Annotated in this window: 13 protein-coding genes; 9 read left to right on the top strand and 4 right to left on the bottom strand. The window is 67.1% G+C overall.

What is annotated here, in order from left to right:
* Window positions 1-13: 13 nt before the first annotated feature.
* Both ACOZBP_RS07965 and ACOZBP_RS07960 read right to left on the bottom strand, forming a co-directional pair.
* Complete coding sequence (locus ACOZBP_RS07965; protein WP_422675868.1) at window positions 14-1,294, bottom strand: OmpP1/FadL family transporter; 1,281 nt, start codon at window positions 1,292-1,294, stop codon at window positions 14-16.
* Between the two features lie 197 nt (window positions 1,295-1,491).
* Complete coding sequence (locus ACOZBP_RS07960) at window positions 1,492-2,259, bottom strand: competence/damage-inducible protein A (protein WP_422675867.1); 768 nt, start codon at window positions 2,257-2,259, stop codon at window positions 1,492-1,494.
* Between the two features lie 132 nt (window positions 2,260-2,391).
* On the opposite strand from ACOZBP_RS07960, the gene map reads away from it, so the two are divergent.
* From map to ACOZBP_RS07935, 5 genes are all read left to right on the top strand, one after another.
* The gene (gene map, locus ACOZBP_RS07955) at window positions 2,392-3,213 is read left to right on the top strand and encodes a type I methionyl aminopeptidase (protein ID WP_422675865.1); all 822 of its coding nucleotides are present in this window, start codon (window positions 2,392-2,394) and stop codon (window positions 3,211-3,213) included.
* Window positions 3,214-3,351: 138 nt separating this feature from the next.
* On the top strand, window positions 3,352-4,089 hold the full coding sequence (gene radC / locus ACOZBP_RS07950) for a RadC family protein (protein WP_422675864.1): 738 nt from the start codon (window positions 3,352-3,354) through the stop codon (window positions 4,087-4,089).
* The gene (locus tag ACOZBP_RS07945; RefSeq protein ID WP_422675863.1) at window positions 4,086-4,610 is read left to right on the top strand and encodes a GNAT family N-acetyltransferase; all 525 of its coding nucleotides are present in this window, start codon (window positions 4,086-4,088) and stop codon (window positions 4,608-4,610) included. Before radC ends, ACOZBP_RS07945 begins: the two co-directional genes overlap by 4 nt.
* A 68-nt stretch (window positions 4,611-4,678) precedes the next feature.
* The gene (locus ACOZBP_RS07940) at window positions 4,679-4,921 is read left to right on the top strand and encodes a BolA/IbaG family iron-sulfur metabolism protein (protein WP_422675862.1); all 243 of its coding nucleotides are present in this window, start codon (window positions 4,679-4,681) and stop codon (window positions 4,919-4,921) included.
* 2 nt (window positions 4,922-4,923) lie between these two features.
* The gene (locus ACOZBP_RS07935) at window positions 4,924-5,841 is read left to right on the top strand and encodes an oxidoreductase (RefSeq protein ID WP_422675861.1); all 918 of its coding nucleotides are present in this window, start codon (window positions 4,924-4,926) and stop codon (window positions 5,839-5,841) included.
* A gap of 6 nt (window positions 5,842-5,847) precedes the next feature.
* Here the strand turns inward: ACOZBP_RS07935 and cysQ are convergent, their stop codons facing one another.
* Window positions 5,848-6,633: a 3'(2'),5'-bisphosphate nucleotidase CysQ gene (gene cysQ, locus ACOZBP_RS07930; protein WP_422675860.1), complete on the bottom strand. Its 786-nt coding sequence runs from the start codon at window positions 6,631-6,633 to the stop codon at window positions 5,848-5,850.
* Window positions 6,634-6,721: 88 nt separating this feature from the next.
* Here cysQ and chpT point away from each other — a divergent pair, with 88 nt between their 5' ends.
* The 3 genes from chpT (at window position 6,722) to ACOZBP_RS07915 (ending at window position 8,697) form a co-directional block, all read left to right on the top strand.
* Entirely contained in the window at window positions 6,722-7,414 is a 693-nt protein-coding gene (gene chpT / locus ACOZBP_RS07925; protein WP_422675859.1) for a histidine phosphotransferase ChpT, read from the top strand.
* An 87-nt stretch (window positions 7,415-7,501) separates the two neighbouring features.
* Window positions 7,502-7,885, top strand: coding sequence for a response regulator (locus ACOZBP_RS07920; protein WP_422675858.1), 384 nt, complete (start codon window positions 7,502-7,504; stop codon window positions 7,883-7,885).
* Window positions 7,882-8,697: a CheR family methyltransferase gene (locus ACOZBP_RS07915; protein ID WP_422675857.1), complete on the top strand. Its 816-nt coding sequence runs from the start codon at window positions 7,882-7,884 to the stop codon at window positions 8,695-8,697. Before ACOZBP_RS07920 ends, ACOZBP_RS07915 begins: the two co-directional genes overlap by 4 nt.
* Here the strand turns inward: ACOZBP_RS07915 and ACOZBP_RS07910 are convergent.
* Window positions 8,680-10,050: a metallophosphoesterase gene (locus ACOZBP_RS07910; protein ID WP_422675856.1), complete on the bottom strand. Its 1,371-nt coding sequence runs from the start codon at window positions 10,048-10,050 to the stop codon at window positions 8,680-8,682. The genes ACOZBP_RS07915 and ACOZBP_RS07910 overlap by 18 nt on opposite strands.
* Window positions 10,051-10,299: 249 nt before the next feature.
* Here ACOZBP_RS07910 and ACOZBP_RS07905 point away from each other — a divergent pair, with 249 nt between their 5' ends.
* Window positions 10,300-12,540: a TonB-dependent receptor gene (locus ACOZBP_RS07905; RefSeq protein WP_422675855.1), complete on the top strand. Its 2,241-nt coding sequence runs from the start codon at window positions 10,300-10,302 to the stop codon at window positions 12,538-12,540.
* Window positions 12,541-12,583: the final 43 nt, after the last annotated feature.

Raw genomic sequence — 12,583 nt, 5'->3', positions numbered from 1 at the left:
CCGTCCGCGTGGATCAGAAGGCCCAGCGCGCGCCCATCGAGACGACCAGGGCCGAGCCTTCGGCCGTACCGCGCAGGTGCGAAGTGGTCGCCGCCGGCGTACCCGCATAGAAGGTGCGGTCGTCGAAGATATCGCTGTCGCTGAAGGCGATGTAGGTCAGACCGGCGTCGAAGGTCACGCCCTCGGTCACCTCGGTCGACCCCCCGACCGAGAACAGCAGGCGGTCAGCGTCCGGGATGCGGGCCGTGCGCAGGCTGTCGCGGGTCGGGGTCGGGTCATAGCCGACGCCGGCGCGCAGGGTGGTCTTGTCGCTGAGGGCGTAGTCCAGGCCGATCGCGCCCGTCGTCACGTCCTTGTAGTTCTGGTGGATCGAGTCGCCGCCGCCTGCGTACTCGACGTCGATGGCCTCGAACTCGCTCCAGCCGATGCGATTGACCTGGGCGTTCAGCGTCAGCTTGTCGTTGACCGCATAACGGACTGAGGCCGAAGCGAACCACGGCGTGTTGAAGCTGGCCTGGCCGGCGGTGGCGACATTGCTGCCGGCCAGCGGCCCCAGCAGACCGGCGATGGCGATGTCGCCATCCAGCTCATGCTCGATCTTGGAGCGGTAGCTCAGACCAAAGTCCCACGGCCCCTTGTGCGCCTGGGCGCCGACGTTCCAGCCATAGCCCCAGCCGTCGCCTTCCAGCGTATTGGAGCCGTCCGGCAGCAGCGGCGACAGGTTGGGCAGGGCCGAGGTCAGCTTGGCCTTGACGAACTGGGCGTCCAGGCCCGCGCCGATGTCCAGCCAGTCGTTGACCTGATAGGCCACGGTCAGGCCGGCGTTGGCCGAGCGCAGCTCCGACGTCAGGGCGTCGTAGCGGGTGAAGGAGCTCTGCTCGTACTTGGTGGTGAAGTTGTAGGGGGCCGCCACCGACAGGCCGACGGCGAAGCGGTCGCCGACGGGGGTGGCGAAGGCGAAGTTGGGCACCAGGCCGCTTTCGATCGGGTCGACGTTGGTGTTGCGCGGATTGGTCACCGGAACATTGGCGCCGCCCGGATAGGTGACATAGGAGCCGTTGTTCTTGACCTCGGAATCGATCTTGATGCCGTGCATGCCGACCGAGACTTCACGGCCGCTGCGGGCGATGGCGGCGGGGTTCCACCACATCGAGCCCACGCCGCGATCCGCAGCCTCGCCCGAGAAGGCGCGTCCGGCGCCGCGCACCGACTGTTCCTGCAGATAGAAGGAGCCGGCGAAGGCCGGCGCTGCGACGGAGGCCATAAGGACGGCGAGACCGCTGATGCGAGCCATGTTCCTGGGAGTCATTACTGTTTCACCTATGTGGACCGCCCGTCCTTACTGAGGCGACGGGTCGTTGTTCGGGGAGGGAGGCGACGCTAACAGCCACAGCGCCTGTGTCATGAAAGCGTTGCGCCAACGGCCCCTGTCGGACCGCAAATCGGCAAAACCGTGGCGGCGAAGTCGCACAATTTCACACCTTGGTGAGGTTACGTTACGGCAACGCTAATACCCAAAGAACGCAGTTCTCGGCAAAGATCGTGTTCCGCAAGGTCAACTTCGACCTCGTCACGCCCACGGATCACCAGCTGGGTTCCGACCGCCCCCTCGCCGCCGAACCCGAACGGATAGCTGCCGAACGACAGGTCGCGACGCGCGTCTGCGGCGGCGCGCAGAACCTCGGCGATCGCGCCCTCGCCGACGCCGAGGACGCGGATCGTCCGCGCATGAACCACCGCCCCCGTCCGCAGGCGCGGAGCCACGTCCTGCAGCATGGCCTCCATGATCCTGGGCACGCCGGCCATGACGAAGACATTCTCAATCTGGAAGCCAGGCGCATCCGTCACCGGATTGGCGATCAGGCTGCCGCCCTCTGGAATACGGGCCATGCGCCGCCGCGCGGCGTTGAACTCGCCGGGGCCGTAGCGCCGCTCGAGGATCGCCAGGGCGTCAGGATGTTCCTGGACAGCGACGCCGAAGGCGGCGCCCACGGCGTCGGTGGTGATGTCGTCATGGGTCGGGCCGATGCCGCCGGTGGTGAAGACATAGTCGTAAGCGCAGCGCAGGGCGTTCAGCGCCGCCACAATCTGATCCTGCCGATCGCCCACCGTCCGCGCTTCCATCAGATCGACGCCCAGGGCCGCGAGAAAGCGGGCGATGGTGTTCAGGTTGGTGTCCCGGGTCCGGCCGGACAGGATTTCGTCCCCGATGATCAGGACAGCGGCGCGGGGTGCGGTTGGAGAGGACGACCTGGTCATGCCCTTCAGATAGGCGCCGCCTTCCGCCGCGTCATCGTCGCCGCCTGACGGGGTTGAGCTTTTGTGCTAGTCTCGCCATCTGAGCCGAAGAAACAGCCGCCCTCCCCGTCCGCGCGGCGCCGAAAGCAGATCATGTACGAGACCCCCGACCTGGATAACGACGCCTTCGTCCGCAGCCACGAAATCCGCATCCATGATGCAGAGGCCTTCGAAGGCATGCGCAAGGCCGGCCGTCTGGTGGCCGAGGCCCTGGACATGATCGGCGAACATGTGAAGCCAGGCGTCACCACTGGCGAACTGGACGATCTGGTGCGCGAGTTTACCCTGGCCCGCGGCGGCATTCCCGCCTGCCTGGGATACAAGGGCTATACCAGGACGGTCTGCACCTCGATCAACCATGTCGTCTGCCACGGCATTCCGGGCGACAAGGTCCTGAAGGAAGGCGACATCGTCAACATCGACCACACCGTCATCGTCGATGGCTGGCATGGCGACTCGAGCCGCATGTATCCGGTCGGCGAGATCAATGCGCGGGCGAAGAAGCTGATCGACGTCACCTATGAATCTCTCGAACTGGGCCTGGCCCAGGTCAAGCCGGGCAACACCTTCGGCGACATCGGCTTCGCCATCCAGAAATACGTCGAGGCCCAGCGCATGAGCGTGGTCCGGGACTTCTGCGGCCACGGCATCGGCCGCGTCTTCCATGACAGCCCCAACGTCCTGCACTACGGCCGTCGTGGCGAGGGCGCGGTGCTGAAGCCCGGCATGTTCTTCACTGTCGAGCCGATGGTGAACCTGGGCAAGCCGGCGGTGAAGGTCCTGTCCGACGGCTGGACCGCCGTGACCCGTGACAAATCGCTGTCGTCGCAGTGCGAGCACACCATCGGCGTGACCGAAGACGGGCTGGAAATCTTCACCGCCTCGCCCAAGGGCCTGTTCCGCCCGCAATTCTAGACCCCGCTCAACCCCGCGGAAGCGGGGACCCAGAGCTTTGGCCCCGCAATCCAGCGCTTGATCCCTGCCACGGACAAGCTAGCGTCCGATCCTAGGACTGGGTCCCCGCGTCCGCGGGGATGAGCGGGTGGGGGCATCGTGTCCGACGGCGTCACGGGAGCAATTCCAAAGCAGGCCAGGCCGCACCACGCCGGTCATCGCGAGCGGCTGCGCGAACGTGCGCGCGGCGCCGGCATCCACCACCTGCCCGACTATGAACTGCTGGAGCTCTTCCTGTTCCGCAGCCAGCCGCAGGGCGACGTCAAACCCATAGCCAAGGCCCTGCTGAGCCGCTTCGGCTCGCTGGCCGCCGTCCTGGCCGCCTCGGTCGAGGACCTGATGACGGTCCGCGCCGAGGACTCGCGCGGTCGCTCCAAGGGCGTCGGCGCCGAGACCGCCCTGGACCTGGCCGCCCTGCACGAGGTCTCGCGACGCGTGACCAAGGAGGAGGCGAACAAGCGCACCGTCATCACGTCGTGGACCGCGCTGCTGGCCTATGTCCGCCTCAGCCTTCAGCACGAGCCGCGCGAGCAGTTCCGCGTCCTCTACCTCGACAAGAAGAACCAGCTGATCCTCGACGAGATCCAGAACCGGGGCACGGTCGACCACGCCCCTGTCTATCCGCGCGAGGTGGTGCGCCGGGCGCTGGAGCTGTCGGCCAGCGCCATGATCATCGTCCACAATCACCCCTCGGGCGACCCGACCCCCAGCCGCGCGGACATCGACATGACGAAGCAGGTCGTCGAGGCCGCCCGCTCGCTCAGCCTTCAGGTCCACGACCATCTCATCGTCGGCCGCGAAGGCGTGGCCAGCTTCAAGCAACTGGGACTGATGTGACCGTTCTGACCACCGACCGCCTGACCCTGACCCCCGTCGCCGTCAGCGACATGAACGACCTCGTCGCCCTGTGGGCCGACGCCGACTTCACCCGGCACATCATGGGACGCGGCCTGTCGGAAGAAGAGGTCTGGTTCCGGCTGCTGCGCGATCTGGGCCACTGGCAGGCCAAGGGCTACGGCAACTGGTCGATCCGCGAGACGGTTGCCGGCGCCTATGTCGGCAGCGTCGGCGTGCTGGACTACCGCCGCGACATTACCCCTCCATTCGACGCCCCTGAACTGGGCTGGGGCGTCGCGCCCGCCTTCCAGGGTCAGGGCCTGGCGCAGGAAGCGCTTCAGGCCGCCCTGGCCTGGACCGACGCCTATCGGCTGGAGCCGCGCACCGTCTGCATGATCTCGCCGGACAACACCCCCTCGGTGACGCTGGCCGAGCGGGTGGGCTACCGCCCCTATGCCGAGGCCGACTACAAGGGCTCGACCGTCACCCTGTATGAGCGGCCCCGCACCGTGGCGGGCTGACAGGGGCGCCGGCCCTCATTAAGGTTTACCGTTCACAGTCCCCCGAGCGTTTCTTCAAGAGTCCCGCAATGCCCATGTCCGTCGATGTCCTGCGCGCCCATCTGGTCGAGGCCTTTCCCGATGCGGACATCGCCATCGAGGACCTGGCCGGCGACGGCGACCACTATCGCGCCCGGATCGTCTCGGCCGCCTTCAAGGGTCTGCCGCGCGTGCGTCAGCACCAGCTGGTCTATGGCGCGCTGAAGGGTCAGATGGGCGGCGAACTGCACGCCCTGGCGCTGGAGACCTCGGCTCCCGTCGAGGCAGGCTGACCATGCGCTATCGTCCGTTCGGCACATCCGGCGCGGCGGTCTCCAACCTGACCCTTTGCCTGGGCGCCGAGGCGCTGGGACGGGGTCGAGCCGCCGTCAGCGAACTGATCTTCACGGCGCTCGAAGCCGGGGTGAACAGCTATCATCTCGAAAACGCCGACCCGGTGCTGGCGGAGATCGTCGGGGAAGCCCTGGGTCACGTCGAGCGCCGACTGGTCTGCGTCGGCCTGACCCTCGGCCTCGGCGACGGGCGCAGAAAGGGTTTCCGCGACTTTTCCGCCGAGGGGCTGAGCGGTTCGATCGACCGAGCGCTGCACGCTTCGGGACTGGGCTGGTTCGACGTCGCGGTGTTGGACGAGCCCGCTGATGACGAACTGCCGCAAGCCTCGCTTATCGTGCTCAAGGCCCAGCGCAAGGCGGGTCATGTACGGCTGCTGGGCGTGTCGGGCGATTCACCGGTCATGGACGTCTATGTCTCGACCGGCGCCTTTGACGTCCTCTACACGCCCTTCCACGCCAATGTGGAATGGCGCATCCGGTCGCGAATGCGGGCCGCGCGCGAGCGCGACATGGCCATCTTCACCTACGACTACTTTCCGGAAAGCCTGTCGACCGAGCGAAAGGCCGCCGGCGCCGGATCGGCGCCGAAAAAGAAGGGCCTGTTCGGCTTCGGTTCAAAGCCGGTCGAACAGGGCCTCGCCAACGCCGGATCTTTCGCCTTCCTGCATCAGACGCCCAACTGGAACGCCGAATCCATCTGCCTGGCCTTCACCCTGACCGACCCGGCCATCGCCAGCGTCATGGTCGACGCCGTCAATCCGGAGCGGATGGAGGCCCTCGCCGTCGTGCCGGAACGCGACCTGCCGCCAGGGCTGTCAGCCCAGATCGAAATGGCGCGCGTGGGTTCGGCCGCAGCCTGACAGAAACTAGCCGCCCATCGCCGTGAACGGCCCATTGAGGAAGCCCGGCTTGCGATAGGCCAGCCGCTGTCCGTCGGAGCCGAGAACGCGGCCTCCGGCGGCTTCCAGGACCGCCTGCCCCGCCGCCGTATCCCATTCGTTCGTCGGGCCGGTGCGCGGATAGGCGTCGAATCGCCCCTCGGCGATCAGGCAGAATTTCAACGATGAGTCCGTGCCCTGCCACTGGCTGCAGCCGTGACGGGCCGCCAGACGCGTCGCCTCCTCGTCAGTCATGCTGTGGCTCAGCAGGGCGATGCCCTCGGCCGGACGGTTGCGCACCTTGATCGGCCGCCAGGCCTCGCCGAAGGCGCGGCGCACGGCGCCCTTTCCCGGAATGGCGGAGGCCCAGGTCACGCTGGACGCCGGGGCCGTGACCACCCCCGCGACGGCTGCGTCGCCCTGGATCAGGGCGATGTTGACGGTGAAGCTCTCGCGGCCCTGAACAAAGCCCTTGGTGCCGTCCAGCGGGTCGATCAGCCAGAACCAGTCCCCCACAGAAACCGGAGCCCCATCGGCGGCGACAGCCTCTTCGGCCACAGCATCAACCTCGGGCCAGCGCTCGGCCAACCGCATCAGGATCAGGGCTTCAGCGGCGCGATCGGCCTCGGTCACCGGGCTGGCGTCAGACTTGGTCTCGACCGCCGTTCCGACCCGCCAATAGGGCAGGATCAGGCGCGCGGCCTCCTCGGCGATGTCGGCGATGGTCTCGGCGAGGGCGCCGGAAGCGAGGTCGGTCTCAAGAGCGTGCGTCATGTTCCCCTTCGATAGCCCATGCGACCGGTTTCACGAACCGGCAAATCAGGTCAGCCTTGACCATTCCCGCCAGCAGACCGCTCGAACGATGACCTTCCCTGACTCCTCCGCCCATTCGCCCTCGGCCGACCTCGCCGCCGCCGACCTGCCCATGGGCGGAGCCGAGCTGGCCGCCTTCATCGCGGGAAAGCTGTGCCACGACTTCATCAGCCCGGCCGGGGCTATCATGTCGGGCCTGGACCTGCTGGAAGACCCGACCGCCCAGGACATGCGCGACGACGCCATGAGCCTGATCCGCCAGAGCGCGAAGAAGCTGGTCGCCCACGTCCATTTCGCCCGGGTCGCCTTCGGCGCCGCGACTACCAGCGAGCAATTCGCCTCTGCGGAGTTGCACGGTCTGGTCGCCAACCTGTCGGAAGGCGGCCGCGCGACGCTGGACTGGCGCATCGCCGAGGGGACGACCTTCACCAAGCCCCAGGCCCGCATCCTGATCAACCTGGCCTGGATGACGCTCGGCGCCCTGCCCACCGGCGGCGTCGCCACGATCACCGTCCGACGCGAAGACGACCGCCTGCTGCTGATCGGCTCTACCGAAGGCGCGCGCGCCAGGCTCAAACCCGAAGCCCTGACCGGCCTCAAGGGCGAGCGACTGACAGAGGGTCTGGCCGGTCAATGGATCCAGCCCTACTGGCTGTGGCTGGCGGTCAACGAAGCCGGCGGGCGTCTCGACGTCGCCTGCGACGAGGGCCGGGTCGGTCTGATCGCCCGAACGCCCGCCTGATTTCAACAGCGCCCATCGTCCGTTAACCCCCAGGAACGATCATCATGCGAGGCGCGCTTTCGTTTCGCGCGCAGCCGGATAAAGCCCTTGGACCCCAAGACCTGTTTGATCGTCGATGACAGCCGGATCATCCGCAAGGTCGCGCGTCGCATTGTTGAGACGCTGGGCTTTGAGGTGGACGAGGCCGCAGACGGCGCCGAGGCGCTGACCTATTGCATGGGAGCCATGCCCTATGTGGTGCTGCTGGACTGGCAGATGCCGGTCATGGACGGGCTGACCTTCCTGCGCCGCCTGCGCGCCCTGCCGGGCGGTCGCGCCCCCAAGGTCCTGTTCTGCACCATCGAGACCCGCGCCGACCGGATTGCAGAAGCCCTGTCCGCAGGAGCCGACGATTATGTTATGAAGCCTTTCGACGGCGAGATCCTTCACTCCAAACTCGCCGAAGTGGGAGCTGTTCAGTCACCGTCATGACGCCGGAGGATTTCGATCGTCTTCAGACCTTGCTGGCGTCACGCGCCGGCTTTCGGCTGACTCGCGACCGGATGCATCTGGCCGAGCACCGACTGGGGCCGGTGGCGCGCCGCGAGGGCTACCACAACGTCGAGGCCATGCTGGCGACCCTGTGGAACAAGCCCGTGGCCTCGCTTGGGTGGTCGGTGATCGAGGCCCTGTTGAACGGCGAGACCTGGTTCCGCCGCGACCGCGCCGTCTTCGACGTCTTCGCCCGTGAACTGATGCCCGCCCTGACGGCCGCCCGGCCCGGCGGCAAGGTTCGACTGTGGTCCGCCGGAGCCTCGACCGGTCAGGAAGCCTATTCCCTGGCCATCGCCGCGCTGGAAAACAGCGCCGACGTCGAAATCCTCGCCACGGACCTGTCGCGCCTGTCGATCGAGAAGGCGCAGTCGGGCCTCTACACCTCGTTCGAAATCCAGCGCGGCCTGTCGGCCCGCAGCATGCTTCGCTGGTTCGAGCAGGCCGACGAACAATGGCGCGCCCGCCCCGAGCTGCGCAGCACCGTGAGGTTCGAACGCGCCAATCTGCTGGACGAGCCGACCGATGATCGCCAGTTCGATGTCATCTTCTGCCGCAACGTGCTCAGTGATCTGGAACCGGCGCGGCGCGCCCAGGTGCTGGACCGGCTGGAGCGTCGGCTGGTGGACGACGGCTGCCTCTTCCTTGGACTCGACGAACGCCCCGACAGCGACAGCGTCGCCTTCCGCCCCGTCGCCGGGCGCAGAGGCCTGTACGTGAAGGCGCCTTCGGCCCTAAGTCGCGCCGCCTAGCAGCCCGGCTGCGGCCGCCTTGACCCGCGCCTGCGGAACCTCGCTGAAGACCAGATCACTCGCGCCGAAATACTCGGCCTGGTTCATGGCGCACCAGTCGGTGGTGACCAGACGCACGGTCGGCTTGCCGCCCGCCACTTCCGCCGCGCCGTAGAGGAAGTCGCCGCTGCGCTCGGCCAGCGGCATGGGTCGATCCTGGTTGGCCCGCGCCATGAAGCTATTCAGCCGCTCCGGCGACACCTCGGCGACCATCAGCTTGCCGTCGAACCGCACCACGGCGTCAAAGGCGTAACGCGTCACCGGGCCGGCGGGCAGGCCGGTCCCCAGGGTGGTGTGGCCGATGAAGCCCGCCTCGACGCCCGCCGCCCGGGCCATGGCGGCGGCGACCGCGCGACCCGTCTCGCCCAGGGTCAGCGCGCGCGGACTGACGCCCAGCACGGCCTTTTCCTCATCCGTAAGGGTCGTCGCCAGCGTCGTCGCGATCAGATCGGCTATACGCGGCGAGGGGGCGGCGTTCATATCCACCGCCGTCGAGCCGACCTCGATCCGACCGTCAGCATAGAGGGTCGCGGTCGTATAGGCGTTGCTCCACGACCCGGTGTGGGCATAGGCGCTGCGGCCCTGCTCATGCTGGAACAGCAGGTGGTTGTGGCCGCCGATCATCAGGGCGCCGTCCGGCAGCAGGGGCAGGATGTCGCGATCCCCCGCCACGCCGGCATGGCTCATCACCAGCATCAGGTCGGCGCCCTCCAGCAGGCGCGTCAGGTTCGCCTGCGCCCAGTCTCCCGGAGCCGGGATCGACAACCAGTCGCGGCTGGCCTTGGGATAGGTGTTCAGGGAATCCGTTCCCGCCCCAACGATGCGCAGCGTGCGTTCGCCCAGCGGCACGGCCACGGCGGCCTCGGCGTAGGGCTGGCCGGAGCGCGCATCAAGGATATTGCTGACGACGACGATCCCCAGCGACCGCATCCGCGCCACCACCTCATGCAGGTCGGGCGTCAGGTCGTTGTCGTGATTGCCCAGATTGACCACCGTGGGCGCCAGCTTCGGCAGCTCGCCCAGGAAGGCCCAGTCGATGGCGCCGCCCGACCGCACCGAAACGACATTGCCGTGCTCGAAGATGTCGCCGTCGATGGCGATCAGGCATGGCGCGTCTGAACTGGCGATCTCCGCCTCCAGCGCCGCCAGCAACTGGCCCGTCCGCTCATAGGCCGAATGCAGGTCCGACATGGCCAGGATGCGGCCCAGTACGCGCACATCCGGCGCCGAGGACAGACCGGCCAGACCCGGCGCAACGCCAGCCGCGGCCATCAACTGGAAGAAACGACGGCGATGGAGGGGGGTGATCGTCATGGGAAGTCCCGGCCAGACGCGCCCAGCGCATTCGGGAACTTCTCACCGAAAACAGGCGGCGCAGCCCCGCCGTTTCGCATGAGACATTGCGCCGCACAATAGCTTGGCTCCTCTCACGCGGCGGACGCGATGGAGTTTTCGCCCACCGTGTTCATGTCGCGAAAGCTTCATCGAACAGGCGTTCTCGGCGCTGGAAAAAGCGTCGCCCTGGACCTAGGCCCTCGCCAGTTTCAATGAGGACCTCCCCCCATGTCCCCTCGCCTTACGGCCCTTGCCGTTTCCGCCAGCAGCCTCGCCCTGCTCCTCGCCGCCCCCGCCATGGCGCAGTCCGCTGACGGCTCCGAACAGGCCGTCAGCGTCGACGAGATCGTCGTCACCGCCCAGCGCCGCAGCGAGAACATCCGCGACGTGCCCTTCGCCGTCACGGCGATGAACCCCGAGACCCTGACCGCCATCTCGGCCGGCGGCGCCGACATCCTCAGCCTGTCGGGCCGCGTCCCCAGCCTGCAGGTCGAAAGCTCGAACGGCCGTTACGCCCCGCGCTTCTACATCCGCGGCCTCGGCAACGTGGACTTCGACTTCACCGCTTCGCAGCCGGTCTCGGTGGTGATGGACGAGATCGTGCTGGAGAGCGTCTATCTGAAGGGCTTCCCCCTGTTCGACGTCAAGCAGCTGGAAGTGCTGCGCGGCCCGCAGGGCACCCTGTTCGGGCGCAACACCCCGGCGGGCGTGATCAAGATCGACACCACCAAGCCGGGTCAGGACTTCGCCGGGTACGGCTCCCTGACCTATGGCAACTACGGCTCCAGCCGCGCCGAAGGCGGCGTGACCATGCCGCTGACCGACACCCTGTCGGTGCGCGTAGCCGGCCTGTGGAACCACCGCGACGACTACATCAACAACGCCTTTGACGCCCCCTTCGCCAAGACGGACGGCAAGGACCTCGGCAACTTCGACGACATCGCCGGCCGCGTCCACGTCGCCTGGACCCCCACCGACCGCCTGTCGACCCTGCTGACCTTGCAGGCCCGCGACTATGAGGGCACGGGCACGATGAACCGCGCCAACGTCCTGACCAAGGGCTCGAACGAGCTGAACGACCGCTTCGACCGCGACACCGTCTATTACGACGGCGGCCGCAACAACTTCCAGAAGCAGAAGACCACCTCGCAGTCGCTGCAGGTCGCCTATGACTTCGGTCCCGCCACCCTGACCGGCGTGGTCGGCGCCTACCAGGGCTCCAGCCAGGGCGACGGCGACATCGACGGCGGCGTGCTGAACGATCCGATCAACAGCGGCGCCATCCCCTACCGTTCGGAAAGCGGCACCCTGTCCAGCGACCTCAAGCAGAACACCTATGAACTGCGCCTGACCTCGAACGGCGATAACCGCCTCGGCTGGCAGGTCGGCGCCTTCTACTGGGACGAGCGCATCAACCTGGTGTCCGCAAACCAGTTCGACGGCGTCGGCGGCCTGATCCCAATCAAGGCGACGGACATCACCCAGAAGTCGGATTCCTGGTCCATCTTCGGTCAGGCCAACTACCAACTCACGGACGCGCTGAAGGTCACCGGCGGCGTGCGCTACACAGACGACAGCCGCGACTATCAGGGTCGGGTGGTCATCGGCACGCCGGCTAACGCCCAAGGCCAGATCTCGGTCGGCGACGAGCAGGTCAGCTGGGACGTCAGCGCCCTGTATGAGGTCAACGACAGCCTGAACCTGTTCGCCCGCGTGGCCAGCGGCTATCGCGGTCCGTCGATCCAGGGCCGCAACCTGCCCGTCCTGACCACGGCCGATTCCGAGACCGTCATGTCCTATGAGGCCGGCCTGAAGTCGCGTCTGTGGGACGGCCGCGCCCGCCTGAACGCCACCGCCTATCTGTATGAAGTCAGCGACATGCAGTTCACCGCCATCGGCGGCGCCGACAACTCCAACCGCCTGATCAACGCCGACAAGGGCGAAGGCTATGGCGTGGAAATCGACGGCGACGTCTATCTAGGCGCAGGCTTCAGCCTGGCGGCGGGCTTCGCCTGGAACCACACCGAGATCCAGGACAGCAACCTGCTGGTGGCCGTCTGCGGCGCCAACTGCACCGTGACCGACCCCATCGTCATGGTCGGAACCGCCCGTCGCGCCAATGTCGACGGCAACCCCTTCCCCCAGGCGCCGGAATATACCGCCAACCTGACCCTCTCCTACGTCCGTCCCATCGGCGACGATCAGGAGCTGTTCGCCTCGACCGACTGGGTGGTGCAGAAGGACTTCAACCTCTTCCTCTATGAATCGGTCGAGTTCATGCAGGACACGGCCTTCGAAGGCGGCCTGCGCGCAGGCTGGCGCGATCTGAACCGGGGTCTGGAAGCCGCGGCCTATGTCCGCAACATCACCGATGAAGCCAATGTCATCGGCGCCATCGACTTCAACAACCTGACAGCCTTCGTCAACGAGCCGCGCATGTACGGCGTGGAGCTGTCGAAGCGCTTCTAGGCCGATCCGGCTGAGGCGATCAGGGGGCGGCGGCGGGGAAACC

This window comes from Brevundimonas sp. NPDC058933, assembly GCF_049315965.1.
Lineage (GTDB): Bacteria > Pseudomonadota > Alphaproteobacteria > Caulobacterales > Caulobacteraceae > Brevundimonas.
This window is presented reverse-complemented; position numbering and strand designations above follow the sequence as displayed.

Coding starts and splice junctions, on each gene's coding strand:
- ACOZBP_RS07960 (WP_422675867.1), bottom strand. CDS start 2,259: ATGACCAGGTCGTCCTCTCCAACCGCACCCCGCGCCGCTGTCCTGATC.
- ACOZBP_RS07905 (WP_422675855.1), top strand. CDS start 10,300: ATGTCCCCTCGCCTTACGGCCCTTGCCGTTTCCGCCAGCAGCCTCGCC.
- map (WP_422675865.1), top strand. CDS start 2,392: ATGTACGAGACCCCCGACCTGGATAACGACGCCTTCGTCCGCAGCCAC.
- ACOZBP_RS07935 (WP_422675861.1), top strand. CDS start 4,924: ATGCGCTATCGTCCGTTCGGCACATCCGGCGCGGCGGTCTCCAACCTG.
- ACOZBP_RS07915 (WP_422675857.1), top strand. CDS start 7,882: ATGACGCCGGAGGATTTCGATCGTCTTCAGACCTTGCTGGCGTCACGC.
- chpT (WP_422675859.1), top strand. CDS start 6,722: ATGACCTTCCCTGACTCCTCCGCCCATTCGCCCTCGGCCGACCTCGCC.
- cysQ (WP_422675860.1), bottom strand. CDS start 6,633: ATGACGCACGCTCTTGAGACCGACCTCGCTTCCGGCGCCCTCGCCGAG.
- ACOZBP_RS07965 (WP_422675868.1), bottom strand. CDS start 1,294: ATGGCTCGCATCAGCGGTCTCGCCGTCCTTATGGCCTCCGTCGCAGCG.
- ACOZBP_RS07940 (WP_422675862.1), top strand. CDS start 4,679: ATGCCCATGTCCGTCGATGTCCTGCGCGCCCATCTGGTCGAGGCCTTT.
- ACOZBP_RS07910 (WP_422675856.1), bottom strand. CDS start 10,050: ATGACGATCACCCCCCTCCATCGCCGTCGTTTCTTCCAGTTGATGGCC.